Source organism: Streptomyces sp. NPDC053048 (assembly GCF_044547045.1).
GTDB lineage: Bacteria > Actinomycetota > Actinomycetes > Streptomycetales > Streptomycetaceae > Streptomyces.
This window is the reverse complement of sequence record NZ_JBITZS010000015.1, coordinates 62234-83077: the sequence shown is the minus strand read 5'-3', so window position 1 is coordinate 83077 and position 20844 is coordinate 62234. Positions and strand designations below refer to the sequence as shown.

Below are 20844 nucleotides of genomic sequence, written 5' to 3'. Positions count from 1 at the left end.
GGTGGAGTCCCACAGTCGTGGCAACGCACGGTAAGTTTCAGGCCATGCCACGAGGACGCCACCGCCATTCCGCACCCCTGCACCGGCTTCTTCCACCGTTGACGGTCGCGGCGACATCGGTCGCCTGCGCCTCCGGTGCCCTGGTGGTGGGTGAAACGGCCGTCATACGGGGGCTCGCCGTGGCCGCCGCGGCCGCCACCGTCGTCGGCTCGGTGCTGATGCGCCGCTGGGACCGCGCCGCGGGCAAGCGCGTCGCCCAGCTCACCGCCGCGCGCACACGCGACGAGTGGAAGACCGAGGAGCGCATAGCCGAGCTGGAGACGGACCTCGAGGAGACCCGGCTGGCCCGCACCAGAACCGAGTCCAAGCTCCGCGCCAAGCGCGCCGAGCTCGCCCGTCTGCGCACCGAGCACGCCGACCTGCTGCGCCGCTACGCCGCCGCCGAGACCGGACGGGCCAGCGCGCTCGAGGGCCGCCGCCTGCTCGCGAAGGGCGGCGCCAAGGGGCCCGCCAAGGCGCTGGAGGCGGCCGGTACGGGCACCCCGAACGGTTCCCTCGACGCCGCCGCCTACCGCAAGGCCGCCGACGCCCTGCGCGACCTGGAGCGCAACGCCGCCGCGCAGCGTGCCGCGGCCGAGGCGGCCGCGAAGGTGGCGGAGACCGGGCGCGCCGCCGTCCCGGCGGCGCAGGCCGTCACGCCCAAGGCGGAGGGCACCGGGCCCGAGCCGAAGACCAAGGCCAAGGCCACGACCAGGGCCGGCACCAAGACCAACGCCGCCAAGCCCGAGCCCGGCACCGAGGTCGTCAAGGCGACGGCGCCCGCCGCCCCCGCCAAGCCCGCCGCCGGCGCCCCGGCGCTGCCCGCCGCCAGGCGTCCCGCCTCGCGCGCGCAGGGCGGGTTCGACTTCTTCGGCAACAGCGCCAAGAAGGCCCTGCCCGCCAAGCCCGTCGAGGAGCAGGACCTCGCGGACGTCGTCGGCGAGGAAGCCCTCGCCGACGCCGCGGACGACGACGTCATCGACCTCACCGCGCACGACGAGACCGAGCAGATCGACGTCGCCGAGCTGCGCACCGCCATCTCGTAGGGCCGGCCCGCACGGGCCGGCCCCTCGGGGACCCTATGTGTCGATTATTTGTCGATGTCGCCGACGACGAAGAACAGCGAGCCCAGGATCGCGACCATGTCGGCGACGAGCGTCCCCGGCAGCAGCTCGGTCAACGCCTGGATGTTGTTGAACGAGGCCGAGCGCAGCTTGAGGCGATAGGGCGTCTTGTCGCCCTTGGACACCAGGTAGTAGCCGTTGAGGCCCAGCGGGTTCTCGGTCCAGACGTAGGTGGCGCCCTCGGGTGCCTTGAGGACCTTCGGCAGACGCTGGTTGATCGGGCCGGGCGGCAGCTCGGCCATCCGGTCCAGGCAGGCGTCCGCCAGGTCCAGCGAGTTGTGGGTCTGGTCCAGCAGGCACTCGAAGCGGGCCAGGCAGTCGCCCTCCTCGCGGGTGACGACCTTCAGCGTGTCGCCCAGCTCGCCGTAGGCGAGGTACGGCTCGTCGCGCCGCAGGTCGAAGTCGACGCCGGAGGCGCGGGCGATCGGCCCGCTCACCCCGTACGCGTGCACCGTCTCCGGCGACAGGACGCCGACGCCGCGCGTACGGCCCCGGAAGATCTCGTTGCCGAGCACCAGCCGGTCGTAGACGTCCATGCGGGAGCGGACCTGCGCCACCGCGTGCCGGGCCCGGCCGAGCCAGCCCGCGGGCAGGTCCTCCTTCAGGCCGCCGACGCGGTTGAACATGTAGTGCATCCGGCCGCCGGAGATCTCCTCCATCACCGTCTGCAGCTCCTCGCGCTCGTGGAACGCGTGGAAGACGGGGGTGATGCCGCCGAGCTCCAGCGGATAGGAGCCGAGGAACATCAGGTGGTTGAGCACCCGGTTCAGCTCGGCCAGCAGCGTGCGGGTCCACACCGCGCGCTCGGGGACCTCCATGCCCAGCATCCGCTCGACGGCGATGACGACGCCGAGCTCGTTGGAGAACGCCGACAGCCAGTCGTGGCGGTTGGCGAGCATGATGATCTGCCGGTAGTCGCGCGCCTCGAACAGCTTCTCCGCACCCCGGTGCATATAGCCGATGACCGGCTCGGCGTGCCGGACCCGCTCGCCGTCCAGGACGAGGCGCAGCCGCAGCACACCGTGGGTGGACGGGTGCTGAGGCCCGATGTTGAGCACCATGTCCGTGCTCTCGGCCGCGCCGCCGATGCCGACTGTCGTCTCCGTCATGGGGACAGTCTCGCCCCCACCCCGCCCCTTCCCGAAACCGGGGGCGAGCCCCCGGGCCCCGGACCGCGCTGCGCGCGGCGGCCTCAAGCGCCGGCCGGGCCGATAATCAGCCCGGCCGGCGCAAGACCCACCGGCTGCACCAGCCACCCGAACGCCCCCAGCCCCGCCGGTGACGTCAGCTCGGTGGCCTCGCCCGCCGTGCTCAGCGCTCGCACATACGCGGCGGGGTCGCTCGAGGCGAGTGACAGCGGGGGGCGCGAGCCGTCCACGCCCAGTGCCCGCAGGGCCTCGCGCTGCGTCGTCACCGAGCCGCCCGGCAGGGCGCACGCGTCCAGGGCCACATGGGCGGTGATGTCGCACGAGCCGTCCGGCACCGGCCGGACCTCGCGGCCCTCGCGGAAGCCGGTGAGGGTGCCGAAGGGCGGGCGCGTCGCGCGGTGGTGGGCGTAGTCGGCCGCCACCGCCAGGCCGGACCGCAGCGTGCCGACCGCCCGGGACCACGCGGCGTCGCGCGGGTGGCCGATCTCGGCGCGCGAGCCGGGCGGCGCGCCCTCCAGCGGCCACCAGCGGGCCAGCCAGCCGGCGTCCTCGCCGGTGACCGGGTCGCCCAGCAGCTCCTCGCCGTCCGGTCGTACGAGCACCTGGCGCGGGGTGCCGCCGCCGTCGGTCTCGGCGACGTCGAGCGGCACGTTGTCCAGCCACTCGTTGGCGAAGAGCAGGCCGTCGACGCCGTCCGGGGGCGCGTCCAGCCAGGTCACCCGGGGGTCGAGGCCGTCCGGCCGGTCGGCGAGCTCCACCGCGTACGGGCGCAGCCGCCCGGCCAGTTCCGCCGGGCAGCGCTCGAGCACCCCGCTCACCAGCTCGCCGCGGCCTGCCCCCACATCGGTGAACGCCAGCTCCGCCGGGTGGCCGAGGGCCGCGTCGACGCGGCACAGCAGCTCCACCACCGCCCCGGCGTACAGGGGGGAGGCATGGACGGACGTACGGAAGTGACCCGCGGGGCCCTCGGGGCGGCGGTAGAAGCCGTCCGGGCCGTACAGGGCGTCCTCGGTGGCCTCCCGCCACGTTCTCGTTCCGTTCGTCGCGCCGCTCGTCGCGCTCGTTCCGCTCGCCATAGGCACACGGTAAGCGGGCGCGGGCGGCACCCGCCCTCCACCTTGGGGAGTAGACGGAAAGCGGCCGGATCGATCGCCGGGCTGACCCCCGCCCGGATCCGGCGTGCCTACGCTGGGTGACGTGCACCGCCTCTACGACTTTCTCCGCAGGCACCCGACGGGTGTGGACAGCTTCTGGGCCCTGCTGCTCCTCGGGATGAGCGGCCTGGCCGTCGTCTCGGAAAGCAGCGGGCGCGGGCAGCTGGCCGCCGCCGTCCTCGCGGCGGTCGCGCTGTCCGCGGTGGTCGCCCTGCGGCGGCGGTGGCCCGAGAAGATGCTGCTGCTGGCGACGGCGGCGGGGCTGCTCCAGCTGGCGACCGACGTGGGCCCCAACGTGTGGGACTTCGCCATGCTGGTGATCATCTACACGGTGGCGTCCGGCAACACCCGCTGGGCCTCCCGCTACGCACTGATCGGCGGCCTGCTGGCGCCCCTGATCGCCACGGTCCGCTGGCCGGACCCGACCGACCGATCGCCGGGCAGCTCGCTCATCGCGATCGCGTTCATGACCGTCCCGTTCGTCCTGGCCTGGGTCCTCGGCGACTCGGTCCGCACCCGCCGCGCCTACTGGGCGCAGCTGGAGGAGCGGGCCACCCGCCTGGAGAAGGAGCGCGAGCAGCAGGCGCAGATCGCCGTCACCGCCGAGCGCGCCCGCATCGCCCGCGAGCTGCACGACGTGGTCGCGCACAACGTGTCGGTGATGGTCGTGCAGGCGGACGGCGCCGCCTACGTCCTGGACTCCTCGCCCGAGCAGGCCAAGCAGGCCCTGGAGACGATCTCCGGCACCGGCCGCCAGGCTCTGGCCGAGATGCGGCGGCTGCTGGGCGTGCTGCGCACGGACGACGCTTCCGAGGGCGGCGAGTACGTCCCGCAGCCGGACGTGGAGCAGATCTCCGAGCTGGTCGAGCAGGTCCGCAGCGCCGGGCTGCCGGTGGAGTTCCGGGTCGAGGGCGCGCCCCGGCCGCTGCCCAGCGGCGTGGAGCTGACCGCCTACCGGATCGTGCAGGAGGCGCTGACCAACACGCGCAAGCACGGCGGCCCCGACGTGGGCGCCAGCGTGCGGCTGACCTACTTCGACGACGGGCTGGGCCTGCTCGTCGAGGACGACGGCCGCGGCGCGCAGCACGAGCTGTACGAGTCGGGCGGGGCGGACGGCATGGGCCACGGCCTGATCGGCATGCGCGAGCGCGTCGGCATGGTCGGGGGCACGCTGGACGCGGGGCCGCGCCCCGGCGGCGGCTTCCGCATCAGCGTCCTGCTGCCGATCAAATCCGGCCGTTGACCCGCGCACTCCGTACCCTGACCGCACCACTGCTCCACCGCACCACTACTTCGAGGAGAGGGCCCCTATGTCCATCCGCGTGATGCTCGTCGAGGACCAGGTAACACATACACACCGGGGCTGACCTGCGCTTTTAGCTCAGGCAACAACAGCGCTCCCCCTGAGGTACGTGTTACCTACCGCAGGAGGGACATCACGCGATGCCTGAGCTTCTGTACGCCTGCACCATCTGTGGTGAGGCCGAAGACCAACAAGTTGATCTCTACACCCGGAAGTCGCGCCGTCTGCGGAAGGACGACCACCGACGGGACCAGAGCACCGACGCACAGACGGAGCAGGGGCACCGCTGGGCGCACCGCAACGGGTACGCAGTCCGCAAGGTCTGGAAGGACCTACAGAGCGCCTTCAAGGACGTCAAGCGCTCCGACTTTGACAAGGCCCTGGCGGCACTGGCGAACAAGGAAGTACCGGCGCTGTGGTGCTATCTGATCGACCGGTTCAGCCGTCGCGGCGCGGAAGACCTGTTGAAGGTCATCGGTAAGGCACGCGTCGTTTTCGAACTAGACGGCCTTGATTCCAGTGAACCGCGTGACCGGCGCTGGATTATCAATCGTGCCGAAGAGGCGCGCGAGTATTCGCAGATCCTGTCTCAGCGAGTAGGGGACACCAAAGGAGACCAGCGCGACGCCGGTTTGTGGATCTCAGGTCGTGCCCCGTGGGGCTACGTCGTCTCGAAAGACCGGCGACTTGCCCCGGACGATGAGCCGTACCTGTGCCACGTTGCCACGCGGAAAGAGTGGTCCCGTGCTGCCCTGCTGCGGGAGACGTTCCGCAAGGTGGCTGACGGTGAATCGTCGCGTGGAATTGCCCGCTGGCTGGATTCCATCGGAGTACCCCGACCGACCGGCGGACTGGGGTGGCGGTACCCGGTCGTTGCGCGCATGATTCGCCATCCCGCGTACATCGGCTGGCAGACGGTACAGGTCGGTTCCCGTCCGGTCCTGTATCGAAATGAGGCGGGGGAGCGCGTAGCCCTCAAGGGCCAGGATGGAAAGCCGGTCGCTCTAGTGACTGAGGCGGTGCAACGAAGGGCACTCGCCGTGCTCAAGGGGCTGGGGGTTCTGAATTCCAATGACCCTCGTTGGGCGCCCAAGAAGAAGCCCGCAGGGACGCAAACGGATAAGCCCAGTGAGGACCAGGGGGAGGAGCCTAAGAAGGACACCAGCCCAAAGCACCTTCTCACGGGGCTTTCCCGATGCGATGGGTGCAACTTGTCGGCCCCATTCCAAGGCAAGTCCTACGCATGCGGCGGTGTGCTCAGTAACCGAAATTGCAAGGGGCGCGCATCGGCAACGGGCACGAACCTTGAGGGATACGTGTTCGAAGCCTGGCTTGCCCGGCTGGCTCACGCCGAACCCGATGACTCGATCCTTATCGCCGTCTCTGAGCGTTGGGCAGCGCGCGCGCAGCCGGAGGAAACCGAAGAGGCGCAAGCCGCTCGTGAGGCGCTGAAAATGGCGGAAGCGGACCTTGAACAACTGGTCAAGTCTCGCAAGAAGTACAAGGGCCCCGCGCAGCGCTTCTACTTCCAGGAACTCGACGAGGCGACTGAGGCCGTGGAGAAGGCCAAGCAGGAAGCGGCCAAGCATGGGGTTGCCAACACGGTGAAGCTGCCGTTCCTCAGTACGGACCCCAAGGACATCAAGAAGGCGTGGGCTGACGCGGACCTTCCCCTTCGGCGGGACCTGCTCCGACTGGCCATTGACCGTGTGACGATCAAGAAGGCGCCGCGTCGGGGACTCAGGTTCGATGGGAAGTCCCGCGTTGTCATCACGTGGGCGACGTCCGGCGAGAAGGCGCCAGTGGACGCGGAGCTTGCCGCGTAGACGACTGGAAGGTGTCCCGGCGGACCCCATTTCCGCCGGGGCTCTCCCAGTGTGGCAGAGACGGCCACGGAGAGACCCTAGGAGTGCCTGAGACGGCCCCGGTGAGGCAAGACCTTGCCGGGGCCTTCTCATGCCCGCAGACAGCCGCCGAGGGGCGCCCTACGCTGGCCCCATGGACCGCGAATACGTCATCAGGGATACCGAGTTCACCCGCTGGTTACTCGACAAGGCCCGTGCGGCAGGGTGGGACGTGGACGACGACCAGGAGGCCCGGAACACCCTCCGTCTCACGGCAGCGCTCATCAGGACCAGTGGGGTTGCGGTGGTGGACGCGGCGCGACTGGCCGAAGCGCTCGGGGTGTCGGTCGCCGACATCGAGCAAGCGGCAGCGGGAGAGCTGACGGAGAACGAAGCGGCAGCGCGCTTGCTGGACCGGCCGGACATGGCGGAGCTGGACGCGCACCTAGACTCGGTGGCGTGGCCGGACGGCCAGCAAGGCGCCTGACGGCCCCTGAGAGCGCCTGAGACAACTTCCGGGCAGGCGGGGGCGGATGAGCCCGCGCGATGCCCCCAGGCGGCCCCTGAGCCCTTCGGGGTTCGGGGGCTCTTCTTCGGTCTTGCTATTGTCATGCTCACGTAAGAAACCGAGGGTGATTGAGCCTGTGCAGAGAGTAGCGATCGACTGTCATTCAGCGAGGTTGGGTGCGGTGAAGCGGTGGTTTGACCCATGACTCAGATATCCCTAAAGAAACCCTCTAGGAAAACAGGGATCGGCCCTCAATCACCGAATCACCGCACCGTGACCGGCGTCACTCAGCCCGCCAGTCAAAAGTCAGGCAGGGTGCGCGCTCTCGGGGAACCCTCCCGCTCTAGTAATAGTAGAGAGCGGGGGTTACCGCGCACCCCTTCCGGAATGGCGGACTGAGCATCCCCGCTCTCGACTTCTTGGGGCTCGCCTGCGATCCCTTGGCGTGGTGGGTAGCTCCCACGGAATCGCCTAAAGCGTCTGTAGTTCAGCGGCCTAGAACGACTCCGGGCAGGAGTCAACCCCGGTTCGAATCCGGGCGGACGCAAGCTAGCCCGCCTAGGCAAACGGCAAAGCCGTCGCGCTTAGACCGCGAAGTGTCCCGGTTCGAATCCGGGGGCGGGTACCTGTAGACCACCGACTCACGTGAGTCGGTGGTATCGCTTGAGGGTAGGGGGGTGCCCCTGGATGGGGGTGGCTCATGCGTACCCGGTGCCTTGACTGTCGAGAGTGGGCTACGCGCAAGGGGCGATGCCTGGTGCATCACAAGGCGTATGAGAGTGGTCGGTCGTATCGGTCGCACCGCAAGCGGCGTGAGGCTATCGCTCGTGGGCGTAATGCGGCGGCCATCCTGCGCAAGGCTCTGCGTAAGGCTGGTCGCGGCGTGTGCGCGTCGTGCGGCCTGAGCTTCCTGGCGTCAGCTATCGACGTGGACCACATAACCCCTCTCGCTAAGGGTGGCGAAGACGTGGCGGCCAATGTGCAGTACCTGTGCAAGCCGTGTCACAAGGCAAAGACCCGAAAAGACTTCGGCTTTACGTCTCCACCTTTCTGACGGAGGGGCGGGGCGTTCCCGAAGTTCGGCCGACGTGCCGTCTGGCGATCCCGGCCCAAGCTCGGAAAGCGTGCGCTAGGTGTGACGCCATTTTTGGTGGGCCTGGCCCGTGTCGTTGCTGGGTAAGCCCGCATTCGGACCCGCGAGAAAGGCACCCGTTAAGGGGTCGGCAAGGCCCGTGAAGGTGGTGTCAACGTGTCCCGAAGCAAGAGCCCCGACGTACGGACCGGTAATGCCAATGTGGCTGCCGAGGCTGCCGCCCCCGTGGTCTACGAGGGGCGAGCCCCCCGCGTGCCCGCTGGACTCAAGCGCATCGGTCGCGAGGTTTGGCGGAACGTCTGGTCGGCGGGTAGCGGGGCCTACTCTCCGGAGACTGACCGGAACATCATCTTGCGGTACTGCGAGCTTCACGACCGGCGTGCGGAACTTCTTGCCGCCGTTGCCAATGACGGGCTTATGACCGTGGGCTCTACCGGTCAGCCTGCCGTTCACCCGGCCATGCGTTACGTGGAATCGACGGAGAAGGAACTCCGCGCGATTGAAACCGTCATCGGCTTCACGCCCGAAGCGCGTATGCGGCTGGGCATTGTGGCGGCTGAGGCGCGACGCGTTGCGGCTGGCCCCGAAGATTTTTGACCACCGACTCACGTGAGTCGGTGCCTTGACGGGGGTGCGCATGTCCGGCATTGATCCCGTCATCGCGCGCCACATTCCGGCAGATGCGCCGTTCCCTTCTGAGGGGTACCGGGTCGCCAACTGGGTTGAACAGTTCTGCCGTCTTACCGGCTCTTTCGCTGGCCAGCCGTTCCGGCTTCTGGGCTGGCAGCGTGACCTACTCATTGACGCGTACAAACTGCGGCAAGACACCTTCGGCCGGTGGGTGCGCAAGCACCGCATGGCCGTCGTGTGCATTGCCCGCAAGAACGGCAAGAGCACGCTTGCGGCGGCCATCATGCTTTACCACTTGATAGCCGACCGGGCAGACGCTCAGCGTCAGATCATCGCTGCCGCTAATGACCGCAATCAGGCTCGCATGGTTTTCGATGCGGCAAAGCAGATGGTCAACGCTTCCCCGAAGCTGTCGGCCGTCTGTGAAGTGCAGCGCGACGTAATCCGCTTCAAGGACTGCACTTATCGCGTGGTCTCGGCAGACGCCGGGCGGCAGCAGGGTCTCAACCCGTCCGCCGTCAGTCTTGATGAGTACGCGTTCAGCAAGACGGCCGATCTCTTCGACGCGCTGACGCTGGGCAGCGCTGCCCGTAACCAGCCCATGACTTGGGTGGTGAGTACCGCCGGGCCTGATCCGGATGGCCCCTTTGCCAAGCTCTGTGAGCAAGGCGAGCGGGTCACCTCCGGTGAGGCGGAAGACCCGACGCTGTTCTACCGGTCATGGGGCCCGCGCATCGGGGACACGGTGGACCACCTAGACCCGGACGTGTGGCGAGCGTGCAATCCCTCATTCGACATTCTCAACGAAGAGGATTTCAAAGCTGCCGCCCAGCGCAGTACGGAAGCTAGCTTCCGCATCTACCGTCTGTCTCAGTTCGTCCGTGGCGCGTCTACGTGGCTGCCTCACGGCCTGTGGGACTCCCTTGCGGTAGACGATGCGCTGAACCCCGGTGACGCCGTTGTGTTGGGCTTTGACGGCTCTTGGAAGGGTGACAGCACGGCCCTTGTCGCCTGCCGCGTCAGTGACCTTCGGGTGTTCGTCTTGGGCCACTGGGAGGCTCCGGCCGACGATGCGCATTGGCGCGTGCCCATGGCCGACGTGCGTGACGCCCTCCGCTCCGCGCTGGACACCTACCACGTGCGGAACCTGGTGGCTGATCCGTACCGCTGGGAAGAGACGCTAGACAACCTTGAGGCTGATGGCTGGCCCGTTGAGGCTTTCCCTACCAACTCACTCAAGCGCATGGTCCCGGCGACTCAGATCGTCTACGACGCATGCCGCGACGGCCGTCTGACGCACGACGGGGACCCGGCCCTTGCCCGGCACATCGGTAATGCCGTGCTGCGTGAGGACAAGAACGGCGCGCGCGTCACGAAGGAGCACGCGAGTTCGCGCCGGAAGATCGACCTTGCCATTGCGATGATCCTCGCCGTTCACGGCGCGGTGATGTTCCGGGAAGAGCACCCCCACTTGATTGAGACGGCGATCGTCGCCACGTGGGAGGACAGAGACGGCCGCGTGTTCAACGTGGGCGCCCCGGAGTTCGATCAGTTTCTAGATGACGACTAGCAGGGCTCCGAACCACTGACTCACGTGAGTCGGTGGTCAGGTGAGTCACGCGGGGGGTGGCTCACATGGGCTTTTGGCGTGCGCTCTTCCGGGGGGCGCCTCGGGAAGTCGAGAGGCGGGCTCAGTGGGACCCGGTAACCGACCTGTTCCCGCTGCCCGGTGTGGTGTCGTCGTCCGGACAGAAGGTGGATGCGAACAGTGCGCTCACGGTCTCCGCCGTCTTCGCGTGCGTCCGCCTGCTGAGTGAGACGATTTGCACGCTGCCCGTGGCTACCTACTCCCGTAGGGGAGGGGTCCGGAAAGAGGTCAAGTCGCCTACATGGCTTGACTATCCGAACGCTGAGCCGGGCGGGCTTGGCCGCATCGACCTTCTGTCTCAGGTCGTGCTGTCCCTCTTGCTGGACGGTAACGCTTACCTTGCCGTCCTCTGGGACGGGCCCAACATCGTAGGGCTTGAGGTACTGGACCCGAGCCGCATCGACACGCACACGGTCGTGGTGGACGGTAAGCGCCGCAAGGTCTTCTATGTGGCCGACTATGACGACGACGGCAACGAAGTCGCCCTAGGTTGGTTCACCACTCGCGAGGTTCTTCACATTCCCGGAATGATGTTGCCCGGCGAGTTCACCGGTGTGTCACCCATCGCGTTCGCGCGTGAGTCCATCGGGCTCGCCATGGCCGCGCAGACCTACGGGGCGAAGTTCTTCGCGAACGGCGCCATGCCGGGGGCGCTCATCGAAGTGCCTGGCGCAATGTCCGAAGAGGGGCTAGCGCGGGCGCGTGAAGCGTGGCGGCTGGCCAACAGTGGGGCGGAGAATGCGCACCGTGTTGCGCTGCTGACCGAAGGGGCCAAGTTCTCTAAGGTGGCGCTCTCGCCGGATGAAGCGCAGTTCTTGCAGACCCGACAATTTCAGGTTCCGGAGATTTCCCGGATATTCGGCGTTCCGCCTCACCTGATTGCCGACGCGACGAACTCAACTAGCTGGGGCTCCGGGCTCGCTGAGCAGAACCAAGCCTTTGCAATGTTCAGCCTTCGCCCGTGGCTTGAGCGGATCGAAGCGGGGTTCACTCGCCTGCTCTTCGCTGAGACGGCGGACCGGCAGAAGTTCATCAAGTTCTCTCTTGACGGCATTCAGCGCGGCGCCCCGGCTGAGCGCATGAACATGTACTCAATCGGCTTGCAGCAAGGCATTTACAGCATTGACGAAGTGCGCGCTTGGGAAGACCTAGAGCCCCTGCCCGACGGTAAGGGCGAAGCGCACCGCGTGCCACTGAACCTCGCTGACGTGACGGCCGACGAAGAGCCTGCCAAGCCTGCCGCCATTGAGCCCCCGCCCGCAGACGCACCCCCGGCAAACGACGGGGACGACAAAGAGGGGGAAACACCCGATGACGACGGAGCGGAGGAACCTAGCCCGACCGGCTGAGGTTCGCGCCGATGGCGACGCCGTGACCATGCGCGGATACGCCTACCGGTTCAACGAGCTGAGCCACAACCTAGGCGGATTCCGGGAACGGATCATGCCCGGTGCGGGGGCCGACTCACTCAGGGCTAATGACGTGCTCGCCACGTTCAACCACGACATCAACAACGTTCTTGGGCGGGCGAGTTCGGGCACGCTGCGGACCGGCGAAGACGCCGAAGGCGGCTGGTATGAGATCGACCTACCCAACACCACGGTCGGCCGTGACCTAGCCGAACTGCTCAAGCGCGGGGACGTACGCGGCTCCTCGTTCACGTTTTGTGTGAACGACGGGGGCCAGCGAGTCCATGACGAACTTGACGAAGAGTCCGGGCTACCCATCCGCGAGATCACCAGCATGGACGTCGTGGAAGTCGGCCCGGTTCTCAACCCCGCATACCCGACCACTGACGCCGGACTCAGCCGCTCCATCGCGCTGACTCTCGGCATTGCCGAACAGACCACCGACTCACGTGAGTCGGTGACCGATCATCCGGCGCGTGCCCTAGTCCGCGCGCTTCTACACAAGGGGGGTGTCCAGTAGTGGACGCACAGACTCTGAGCGCGAACTTTGAGGCTCGCGAGCGGGCCCACGCTGAACTTCGGTCCCTAGCCGAAGAGTTCGCCGGTAAGGACATGGACGCTGCGGCGCGCGAGAAGGAGACTCAGCTACTCGATGCCATTGCCGACTACGACGGCCGCGTGAAGCGTGGCGTTGAGGCCATCAAGGCATCTGAGTCGGTGAGCGCGCTCATGGCCGGACTCAAGGGCACCGGCAGCAAGCGTGAGACTCAGGACAAGCTAGCCGAGGCGGCTGCACAGCTTCGGTCGCTGGGACTTCACCAGTCGCTCACCTTCGCCCCGGAGAAGCGGGCCGTTGTCGATACCAACACCGGCAAGAACGTCATCCCGCGAACCCTCTTCGGTCAGCTTCTCGCTGAGGCTGTAGAGCGCTCCACCGTCATGCGTAACGGCGCGTCGATCCTCACCACGTCGGGGGGCGAGTCCATCGACTTCACGGTTGTGACCGGTCGCGCGTCTGCGGGCATCGTCGCCGAGAACGCCAACATTCCCGAGAGCACGCCGACCACCGTTCAGCGGTCCGTGGGTGCTTTCAAGTACGCGTATGCCTCGGTGGTCTCCACTGAGTTCGTACAGGATCAGGCGCTAGACCTGGTGGGCTTCCTGGTTGGCGACGCTGGCCCCGCGCTGGGGCACGGCATGGGGCAGCACTTCCTATCCGGCACCGGCACCGGCCAGCCTAAGGGCATCCTGAACGCCGCTCCCGCTGCCGCCGCTACCTGGCAGGCGGGCGCGAAGGACAACACCGTTTCCGACGCGCTCATTGACCTGTTCTATGAGCTTCCGTCGTCCTACCGGACCAACGCCGTCTACGTCGTGTCCGACCGGACGGCCGCGCTCATGCGCAAGCTCAAGGACGCCAACGGTCAGTACCTGTGGCAGTCGGCGCTAACGGCCGGTGCCCCGGACACCTTCAACGGCAAGGTTGTGGCCACCGATGTTGCCGTGCCTGATGACAAGGTTCTGTTCGTGGACCTGAGCAAGTACAAGGTCCGCCTTGCCGGTCCGCTCCGCGTTGAGCGCTCCGTCGATGCCAAGTTCACCACGGATCAGATCGTCTACCGGTTCATCCAGCGGGCGGACGGTCTTCTCGTGGATGAGCGGTCGGCGAAGGTTCTGACCGTTACCCCCAAGCCGTAAGGCCCGGAGGGGAGTTGAGGGGAGACCACCGACTCACGTGAGTCGGTGGTCTCCCTTGCGCTGAGGGGGTGCACATGTCTTACGCGACCGTTGAAGAGGTTCGGGCGCTGGATGGCATGGAAGATGTGGGGCTCTTCCCGAACGAGACGCTGACAGACGCGATTGCGTACGCCGTTGAGACGGTCGAAAGCTACTGCGGGCGGAAGTGGGAGGGGACCGACGCGCCCCCGGAAACGATCCGTTGGTGTGTGCGGACGCTCGCCCGCCAATACTGCCTTGATCTCGTATCCCGCGTGCCAGACCGGGCGCTACAGCTTCAAAGCGAGTTCGGGTCAATCCAGTTGGCGCAAGCCGGGGGTACGTGGCGGCCAACCAGCCTGCCGGAAGTCAACGCACAGCTAAACCGGTACCGGGTGCGACTCCCGTTCATCTTCATCTGAGGGGTGGTCGTGGCGCTGATCTTCGATGCTAAGGCTGCCCTATTCGACCGGCTCAAGGCGGCCACGCCGACCGGGGTGCAATGCACCTTCGCTGAGACCGGCAAGAGCGATCGGCGGCAACAGGTATGGCTGGGCGCGTCCACGGACGACGAACTACAGCCGGTCGCCTTCCGGCAGGGGCCGCGCAAGCCAACGGCCGTCACGGGCTACGTGGACGTTCATGCGCTGGTCATCACACCCGGCGACCCGATGGGCGCTGAGAGGGCCGTCTACGGCCTTCGTGACGCCATTACGGAAGCCTGCCGCTCCGTCGATCCGGCGAGCGTGCCGGGGCTACTCGACGTACGGCCTGAGTCCTCCGAGACGGAGACGGCCGAGACCACTGACGGCGCATATGCCGCGCTAACCGTCCGCGTGAGGATTCGCGGCCGGGTCACCTAGGGGGGAACGCATGGCGCTTGATGCCGCTATCGGCATAGGCAAGGAAACGACTTACGGCACCGCCGCCACGTCCACGCTGGGCTATGAGGGCAAGTCGGATAGCTGGAAGACCACCCGAGAGTTCATCGAAAGCGTGGGGTTCCGCGCCGGACAGCAGACGGCGCGGGCCGACCGGCGAAATGTCGTCAACATGGGTGGTGAGGGCGAACTAGAGGTTGATCTACTGGACGCCGGGGCCGCTGCCCTTCTCTCCGCTTCCTTCGACATCTACAACGGCGGAGTCCCCAACGCGTCCACGGGCCTTACCACTCATGTCTTTGAGACTGGCGCCAACAGCGCGTCTCCCTCGTTCACGGCTCAGATGATCCGGCCGACCACCGATGGCAAGTCGGTCGCTTACAAGCACGTCGGTTGCGTGGTCACTGAGTGGGAACTGACCGCTGAGGTAGAGAACGCCGTCACACTAACGGCCACGTTCGACTTTCAGGACGTAAGCCATTCGAGCAAGCCCGCTGACGCGCTACCGATCGTCTACCCGGAAGAGTCGTACGTCTACGACTGGACCCGTACGGCTATCGCGCTGACCATCGACGGTAACGCCGTCACGGTGGACGCCAACAAGCTTGAGCTAACCGCCGATCGGGGCATGAAGGTTGATCGGCGCTTCCTGCGTGGCAACCCACTCAAGAAGACCCCCGTGCGCGCGGCCATGCCGACATACGAAGGCACGCTAGAAGGCGAGTTCACCAGCGACGCCGTGAAGATGTATGAAGCGTTCATCGGCGGCAAGGTGGCTTCCCTGGCCATCGACTTCACGGGTATCACTCCGGGCGCGTCGATGAAGATCGAGTGCCCCGCCATCCAGTTCACGGGGGACAGTCCCGAAGCGTCCGTTGACGATGTGACGGTTACCGAACTCCCCTTCCGCATCCTGGACCCCGGAGACGGCCGGTCGGCAATCAAGGTCACCTACGTAGACCCGACCCCCGGTTTCGTTCCGCCCGCACCGTAGCGAGACCACCGACTCACGTGAGTCGGTGATTGAGGGGGAGCACGTGCCGGGCTCGCGCTTCTCGGTTCAGGTCGAAGGTCTGAACCGGCTAAAGAGAACCCTTCGCCAACTCAAGGACAAGGACCTTTCCAAGAGGGTCCGCGAAGTCAACAAAGAGGCAGCGGAGATAGTCAAGCCGGACGCTCAGCGCGGCGTTCCGCAGCACACGCGCACGCCGAAGGACAGCAAGAAGTACCGGCCCGGCAAGCTCGCCAAGTCGGTGAAGGTCGTTGCGTCGGCCAACTCCGCTGCCATCAAGACGGGTACCGCATCCCGCGCCCCGTACGCCGGGGCAATTCACTTCGGCTATCCGAAGAGGGGCATCAGCCCTAACCGGTTCCTTTACCGGGCCATGGCTCGCAATAGCGAGAAGGTTTCCGAGACGTACGAGCGTGAGATTTCCGCCGTACTCCGAGAGAAATTGGAGAGCTGAATATGGGTGCCAAGAAGAACGCTGCCGATCTCGGTGATGTGCTGTCGCTGGACATCGACAGCCTTTCCATAGATGAAATTGAGATCATCGAAGACATCATTGACGGGCCCCTTGACCAGCTCGCCAAGCCTGGCGCGCGAAAGGCGAAGCTACTTCGCGCAATGGCCGTCGTCATCAAGCGGCGTGAGGACCCCACCTTTTCTGCTGAGGATGCGGGGAAGCTGCGTATTGAGTTCAAGAAGAAGCCGAAGGACCCTACCGCGCTCAGCGAGTGATCACGTGCGCGCGACTCGTCGGCCACTACCGGGGGCTCACGTGGTCGGACGTGCGCGCGCTCTCGCTGAGGGACTTCAACACGCTGGCGGACCAGATGGTTGCCGACATTGACGCGCAGCAGAAACAGGAGCGGCGTATCTCGCGCGGTCGCTCGGGGGGCCCGGTGTCGGGGGAGCGTCGAACGCCCGTCATGACGTGATTCTCACTCTGCGTATACCAAAATGCCCACGCCGGCGGGCCGCGGGATATACGGAGCGTAACAACGGGGGGTTCCGTGGCTAAGCCGATCACTATTACCTTGCTGGGCGATCTGGACGACCTGAGTCGGTCGCTGAATGAGGGCACGCAGGATGTGACCCGGTTCGCCGATCAGGTTGAGGACGCACTACGAGCGGCCACCGAAGAGGCGGGACGGCTGGGGGATGAGGTAGCTAGCGGCGCAGACGACGCGGCAGATTCGGTGGGCGGGCTCGCCGAGAGGTTCGGTGGGCTCGCTGCCGCCGCCGGTGTGGCCGTGGGCGCTGGCCTCTTCGCCGGAATCAACGAGGCTATGGACCGGGAGAAAGGGAGCGATCTTCTCGCCGCTCAACTCGGTGCGAGCCCCGATGAGGCCAAGCGACTTGGTGAAGCGGCAGGCGACATCTATACGTCCGGCTGGGGTGAATCCGTGGCCGACGCGAATGCGGCCCTAAAGGCACTGTGGCAACAGGGGCTAGTTCCGGCCGGTGCTACCGCCGACGAAATGACAAGGGTCGGCAAGAGCGCCATGGACGTTGCCAGCGTCCTAGGCGAAGAGGTGGGCCCGACCGCAAATGCAGTCGGGCAGATGCTCAAGACCGGAATGGCCAAGGATGCCCAAGAAGCCTTTGACATTCTCGTCAGGGGCGCTCAAGTCGGCGGCAACAAAGCCGAAGACTTGCTAGACACCTTCAACGAGTATTCGACGCAATTCCGCAAAGTCGGCCTTGACGGCAAGACCGCCATGGGCCTGATCCAACAGGGACTACAGGGCGGAGCACGGGACGCGGACCTAGTGGCGGACTCCATCAAGGAGTTCTCCATTCGCGCCATCGACGGAAGCAAGACGACGGCAGACGGCTTCAAAGCCATCGGCCTCAACGCCGACGACATGCGCGCCAAGATAGCCGCCGGGGGCCCGTCTGCCGAGAAGGCGCTGGGGCTCACACTGGACCGGCTACGGGCCATCAAGGACCCGGCGGAGCGTTCGGCAGCAGCCGTGAACCTCTTCGGCACTCAGGCCGAAGACATGGGCGACGCGCTCTATTCGCTGGACGTGGACACGGCTGTTGCGTCACTGGGCAAGGTGGACGGTGCCGCGAAGGCGGCCGGTGACACCATGCACGACAACGCGTCTCAGAAGATCACCGCCTTTTGGCGTGGTCTCCAGACGCTTGCCGTTGACGTGATCGGCGGGACCGTGCTTCCGGCGATTGAGGGTCTGGCCGAGGGGCTAGCAGAGGCAGCGGATTGGATCGATGAGCACAAGACTCCGATTCTCACGCTGGCGGGTGTGATTACCGCTGTCCTGTTGCCCGCGCTGATTCAGTGGGGTGTCACGTCGGCTACGTCTGCCGTCGCTGTGGTGACCGGCTGGATAACGACGGCGACGACGGCGACCACTTCGGCGCTGACTCAGGTCACGGCATCGTGGGCGGTGGTCGGCGGCTGGATCAAGGCGGCTGGTCAAGCCGTCATCTCCGGCGCAATCATCGTCGGGCAGTGGCTTGCCGGTGCTGGCGCAGCGATCGTCAACGGCGCGATCATGATCGGTCAGTGGATTCTCATGGGGACACAGGCCACCATCCAAGCCTTGCGGATGGCCGCCGCTTGGGTAATCGCCATGGGCCCCATTCCGCTTGTCATAGCCGCCATTGCGGGCCTTGCGCTGCTGATCTGGAAGAACTGGGACAAGGTCAAGACGTGGACGCTTGAGGCGTGGGATTGGGTGTGGAGCAAGGTTAAGACCGTGCTCGGGTGGCTCAAGGATTTGTTCCTCACGTTCACGGGTGCGGCGCTCTTGGCTAAGCACTGGGACACCATCAAGACGAAGACGGCCGAGGCATTCACATGGGTCCGAGAAAAGGCGAAGGCCGGATTGGATGCCGTGGTTGGGTTCTTCCGGGACTTGCCGGGGAGAATCCTCGGATTCGCGGGAAGCGTCGGGAATGCCGCGCTCAGCATCGGCTCCACGATCATCAAGCAACTTGGTGCCGGTCTCTCCAAGCTCGCGGGATTCGGCGCCGATATCGGTAGGGCCGTGGCGAGTGCCATCAAAAGCAGCATCAACGGAATCATCGACCTTCTCAACGGAGCGATTCCGAACAGCCTCGGTTGGGGTCCGGCGTCCATCGACATCCCCGACAATCCGATCCCCCGCATTCGCGCCATGGGTGGCCCGGCGTCCGGCTGGACGCGCGTGGGTGAGCGCGGCCCGGAAGAGGTCTTCTTGCCGAGAGGGTCGACGGTGGTGCCGAATCATGCGACCGCCGGGGGTGGTGGCGTGGTGGTCAATGTGACCAGCAACGCCGACCCGTTCGCGATCGGGCGCGAAGTGGCTTGGGCCCTTCGGGTTGCGCCCCGATAGACCACCGACTCACGTGAGTCGGTGGTCCGTACTCAATAGGGGGAATCGGTGGCGGAGTTGGACGACTGGATATGCGAGTACAACGGGCTGGTCATGGGGGCGCCCGACTCCGCCATCTCCCTTGCGGCCGTTGACGGCTTGCTCTCGCTGCCCGACATGCGGACCGCAGACCTAACCCTTGTCCAGCGTCACGGGCTCTACCCCGGTGACGACTACATGAACGGCCGGTCGGTGACGCTCACGCTTGAGGTCTACGGGCGGACGCGCGAGGAGTTCACGGAAGCCCTGAGTGCCATCTACGCGGCCTTTGCTCCTGCCGAGAGGGAAAGTCCCCTACGGTTCCACTTCCCCGGCGTAGCGGGCGACAGGACGGCATTCGTGAACGTCCGCCCCCGCAAGCGGACTGCGCCCCTTGATCTGAACTTCGCGCACCGAGTGTGCAACGTCGTGGTCGAAGTCTTCGCCACCGATCCGCACATCTACGGTGACGCGCTGGTCTCGCTGAACCTGTCAAGCCCGTGGGCAGGGTCGGACCCCAAGCTGCGGTTCCGGCAGGTGGGTTCCGTTCCCGCGCTGCCCGTGATCAAGCTTGACGGCGCGAAGAACATCAAGCTGACGGACGAGATATCGGGTCACTTCTTCGGGCTCGCCTACGACGGCAACGTGACCATCGACAGTGCCGCCCAGACGGCTATAAGCGATACCGGCACCCACATTGAGGACCGGATTACACCGGGCTCCACATGGCCCGAATACGCCTTCGGTGACCATCGGCTGAGTCTCTACAGCGAAGCGACGACACGGGCGACGGTGGCTACCTTCACGTGGCGGAACAGGTGGGTGTAATGGTGAGTGCCGCATACTCCGTCATTCAGACAGACCTAAAGACCGGCAACGTGATAGCCACGCTGCCGGTTACGGGAATCCAGTTCACGCACTCGCTGAACGCTGCCGGAACCGCCACCGTGGGAATGCCGCTCTTTGCGCCGGAAGCCGACCCGACTTCATTGATTCCGGGGATCAGCGGACTCGTGATCCTCCGAGACGGCCAACCGATTTGGGGCGGCATCCTGTGGGCCCTCTCCGCAGACATCGCGGCGGGGACCCTCGCCCTGAGTGCTTCCGGCTACCACTCGCACTATCAAGGACGCTTCTTCGTGAGCGGCTGGACGGCAAAGGACCGGGAGCAAGCAACGATACTCAAAGACTGGTTCGCCTACTTCAACGCCGACAACGGCATTGCGACGGACACCAGCCTTGTGCAGCCGACCGGCAACAAGCGAACGATTCAGTGGACGCGATGGGAACTCAAGAATGCCGCTGAGGCGATAGAGGACCTTGCCGATAACGTCGGCGGTTTCAATTTCCGCTACATGCCGTACTGGATCACGGCGGGTAAGAGGGTCGGGCACCGAATCGTCATATCCCAGCGTGGCGGCTCAGCAACCACCCATTCGCTTGCCCACCGTGCGAACTGCAATGTGACCGGCGTCAGCTACGACAGCACCGCCCTATGCACGGTGGCCTACTCGACCGGAGCCGACCGGGGGAACGGGCAGCGCCTTGTAGGCATCCGAGAAAACAAGGAACTCGCCGGGCGCATGCCTGAGCGCGTCAAAGTCGCCGCCTACCCGGACATGAAGGGAACCATCCCGCTCCTCAGTAAATCGCAGGCGACCATCAACGCCGGTGCTGTACCCGTAGCGATTCCTGAGCTGACGCTCTACCCGGACCAATTCAGCCCCCTGGACTTCGCGCCCGGAGACTACACAGCCGTTGATGTGGACGCGGGTTACGTGGCGCTCTACGACGAATTTGTTGTCACGGAATGCGCGACCACCGTGGACGCGAACGGAAGCGAGAGCATCAGGCTCGCGCTCGCGAGTAAGGAGCTGTGGAGCAATGCCAACCCAAGCTAACGCGGTACCCCCTTCGCTGGTCAACGAACTCGCGGAAATCAAACGGCGCCTATCCGCCGTTGAACGAGCACCCGCACCGGA

General features: G+C 66.0%; 20 protein-coding genes and 2 tRNA genes. 20 read left to right on the top strand and 2 right to left on the bottom strand.

Annotated features, from left to right (window positions below):
- The first annotated feature begins 44 nt into the window (after nt 1-44).
- On the top strand, nt 45-1085 hold the full coding sequence (locus tag ACIG36_RS31770) for a hypothetical protein (protein WP_399935509.1): 1041 nt from the start codon (nt 45-47) through the stop codon (nt 1083-1085).
- A gap of 44 nt (nt 1086-1129) precedes the next feature.
- On the opposite strand, the gene ACIG36_RS31765 is transcribed toward ACIG36_RS31770, so the two are convergent.
- Both ACIG36_RS31765 and ACIG36_RS31760 read right to left on the bottom strand, forming a co-directional pair.
- Nucleotides 1130-2272: an NADH-quinone oxidoreductase subunit D gene (locus ACIG36_RS31765; protein ID WP_399935506.1), complete on the bottom strand. Its 1143-nt coding sequence runs from the start codon at nt 2270-2272 to the stop codon at nt 1130-1132.
- 83 nt (nt 2273-2355) lie between these two features.
- On the bottom strand, nt 2356-3387 hold the full coding sequence (locus tag ACIG36_RS31760) for an SAM-dependent methyltransferase (RefSeq protein WP_399935504.1): 1032 nt from the start codon (nt 3385-3387) through the stop codon (nt 2356-2358).
- 121 nt (nt 3388-3508) lie between these two features.
- Here ACIG36_RS31760 and ACIG36_RS31755 point away from each other — a divergent pair, with 121 nt between their 5' ends.
- From ACIG36_RS31755 to ACIG36_RS31665, 19 genes are all read left to right on the top strand, one after another.
- Nucleotides 3509-4708, top strand: a complete 1200-nt coding sequence (locus ACIG36_RS31755; protein WP_399935500.1) for a sensor histidine kinase — start codon at nt 3509-3511, stop codon at nt 4706-4708.
- 200 nt (nt 4709-4908) lie between these two features.
- Nucleotides 4909-6594, top strand: a complete 1686-nt coding sequence (locus ACIG36_RS31750; protein ID WP_399935497.1) for a recombinase family protein — start codon at nt 4909-4911, stop codon at nt 6592-6594.
- 172 nt (nt 6595-6766) lie between these two features.
- Nucleotides 6767-7099, top strand: a complete 333-nt coding sequence (locus tag ACIG36_RS31745) for a hypothetical protein (protein WP_399935494.1) — start codon at nt 6767-6769, stop codon at nt 7097-7099.
- Between the two features lie 497 nt (nt 7100-7596).
- Nucleotides 7597-7667 (top strand) — tRNA-Ala (locus tag ACIG36_RS31740).
- A 5-nt stretch (nt 7668-7672) separates the two neighbouring features.
- Nucleotides 7673-7745: transfer RNA gene (locus ACIG36_RS31735), tRNA-Leu, on the top strand.
- 75 nt (nt 7746-7820) lie between these two features.
- Entirely contained in the window at nt 7821-8174 is a 354-nt protein-coding gene (locus ACIG36_RS31730; RefSeq protein ID WP_399935491.1) for an HNH endonuclease, read from the top strand.
- 240 nt (nt 8175-8414) lie between these two features.
- Nucleotides 8415-8810: a phage terminase small subunit P27 family gene (locus ACIG36_RS31725; RefSeq protein ID WP_399935624.1), complete on the top strand. Its 396-nt coding sequence runs from the start codon at nt 8415-8417 to the stop codon at nt 8808-8810.
- A 40-nt stretch (nt 8811-8850) separates the two neighbouring features.
- Entirely contained in the window at nt 8851-10413 is a 1563-nt protein-coding gene (locus tag ACIG36_RS31720; protein ID WP_399935489.1) for a terminase large subunit domain-containing protein, read from the top strand.
- A gap of 65 nt (nt 10414-10478) precedes the next feature.
- A complete protein-coding gene (locus ACIG36_RS31715) occupies nt 10479-11840 on the top strand; it encodes a phage portal protein (RefSeq protein ID WP_399935487.1) in 1362 nt (453 codons plus the stop codon).
- Nucleotides 11803-12420, top strand: coding sequence for an HK97 family phage prohead protease (locus tag ACIG36_RS31710; RefSeq protein WP_399935484.1), 618 nt, complete (start codon nt 11803-11805; stop codon nt 12418-12420). Before ACIG36_RS31715 ends, ACIG36_RS31710 begins: the two co-directional genes overlap by 38 nt.
- Nucleotides 12420-13598, top strand: a complete 1179-nt coding sequence (locus ACIG36_RS31705) for a phage major capsid protein (RefSeq protein WP_399935481.1) — start codon at nt 12420-12422, stop codon at nt 13596-13598. Before ACIG36_RS31710 ends, ACIG36_RS31705 begins: the two co-directional genes overlap by 1 nt.
- Before the next feature lie 74 nt (nt 13599-13672).
- Nucleotides 13673-14038: a hypothetical protein gene (locus tag ACIG36_RS31700; protein WP_399935479.1), complete on the top strand. Its 366-nt coding sequence runs from the start codon at nt 13673-13675 to the stop codon at nt 14036-14038.
- Between the two features lie 9 nt (nt 14039-14047).
- Entirely contained in the window at nt 14048-14479 is a 432-nt protein-coding gene (locus tag ACIG36_RS31695; RefSeq protein ID WP_399935477.1) for a hypothetical protein, read from the top strand.
- 10 nt (nt 14480-14489) lie between these two features.
- Complete coding sequence (locus ACIG36_RS31690; protein ID WP_399935475.1) at nt 14490-15491, top strand: phage tail tube protein; 1002 nt, start codon at nt 14490-14492, stop codon at nt 15489-15491.
- Nucleotides 15492-15534: 43 nt separating this feature from the next.
- Nucleotides 15535-15963, top strand: coding sequence for an HK97-gp10 family putative phage morphogenesis protein (locus ACIG36_RS31685; protein ID WP_399935472.1), 429 nt, complete (start codon nt 15535-15537; stop codon nt 15961-15963).
- Nucleotides 15964-15965: 2 nt separating this feature from the next.
- Nucleotides 15966-16238 carry a hypothetical protein gene (locus ACIG36_RS31680; RefSeq protein ID WP_399935470.1) on the top strand — a complete coding sequence of 91 codons (273 nt, stop codon included), beginning with the start codon at nt 15966-15968 and terminating at the stop codon, nt 16236-16238.
- Nucleotides 16239-16513: 275 nt separating this feature from the next.
- Nucleotides 16514-18844, top strand: coding sequence for a phage tail tape measure protein (locus ACIG36_RS31675; RefSeq protein WP_399935468.1), 2331 nt, complete (start codon nt 16514-16516; stop codon nt 18842-18844).
- Nucleotides 18845-18892: 48 nt separating this feature from the next.
- On the top strand, nt 18893-19690 hold the full coding sequence (locus ACIG36_RS31670; RefSeq protein WP_399935465.1) for a hypothetical protein: 798 nt from the start codon (nt 18893-18895) through the stop codon (nt 19688-19690).
- A gap of 50 nt (nt 19691-19740) precedes the next feature.
- Nucleotides 19741-20763 carry a hypothetical protein gene (locus ACIG36_RS31665; protein ID WP_399935463.1) on the top strand — a complete coding sequence of 341 codons (1023 nt, stop codon included), beginning with the start codon at nt 19741-19743 and terminating at the stop codon, nt 20761-20763.
- Nucleotides 20764-20844 lie beyond the last annotated feature (81 nt).

Coding starts and splice junctions, on each gene's coding strand:
- ACIG36_RS31770 (WP_399935509.1), top strand. CDS start 45: ATGCCACGAGGACGCCACCGCCATTCCGCACCCCTGCACCGGCTTCTT.
- ACIG36_RS31765 (WP_399935506.1), bottom strand. CDS start 2,272: ATGACGGAGACGACAGTCGGCATCGGCGGCGCGGCCGAGAGCACGGAC.
- ACIG36_RS31760 (WP_399935504.1), bottom strand. CDS start 3,387: ATGGCGAGCGGAACGAGCGCGACGAGCGGCGCGACGAACGGAACGAGA.
- ACIG36_RS31750 (WP_399935497.1), top strand. CDS start 4,909: ATGCCTGAGCTTCTGTACGCCTGCACCATCTGTGGTGAGGCCGAAGAC.
- ACIG36_RS31745 (WP_399935494.1), top strand. CDS start 6,767: ATGGACCGCGAATACGTCATCAGGGATACCGAGTTCACCCGCTGGTTA.
- ACIG36_RS31730 (WP_399935491.1), top strand. CDS start 7,821: ATGCGTACCCGGTGCCTTGACTGTCGAGAGTGGGCTACGCGCAAGGGG.
- ACIG36_RS31720 (WP_399935489.1), top strand. CDS start 8,851: ATGTCCGGCATTGATCCCGTCATCGCGCGCCACATTCCGGCAGATGCG.
- ACIG36_RS31715 (WP_399935487.1), top strand. CDS start 10,479: ATGGGCTTTTGGCGTGCGCTCTTCCGGGGGGCGCCTCGGGAAGTCGAG.
- ACIG36_RS31710 (WP_399935484.1), top strand. CDS start 11,803: ATGACGACGGAGCGGAGGAACCTAGCCCGACCGGCTGAGGTTCGCGCC.
- ACIG36_RS31700 (WP_399935479.1), top strand. CDS start 13,673: ATGTCTTACGCGACCGTTGAAGAGGTTCGGGCGCTGGATGGCATGGAA.
- ACIG36_RS31690 (WP_399935475.1), top strand. CDS start 14,490: ATGGCGCTTGATGCCGCTATCGGCATAGGCAAGGAAACGACTTACGGC.
- ACIG36_RS31680 (WP_399935470.1), top strand. CDS start 15,966: ATGGGTGCCAAGAAGAACGCTGCCGATCTCGGTGATGTGCTGTCGCTG.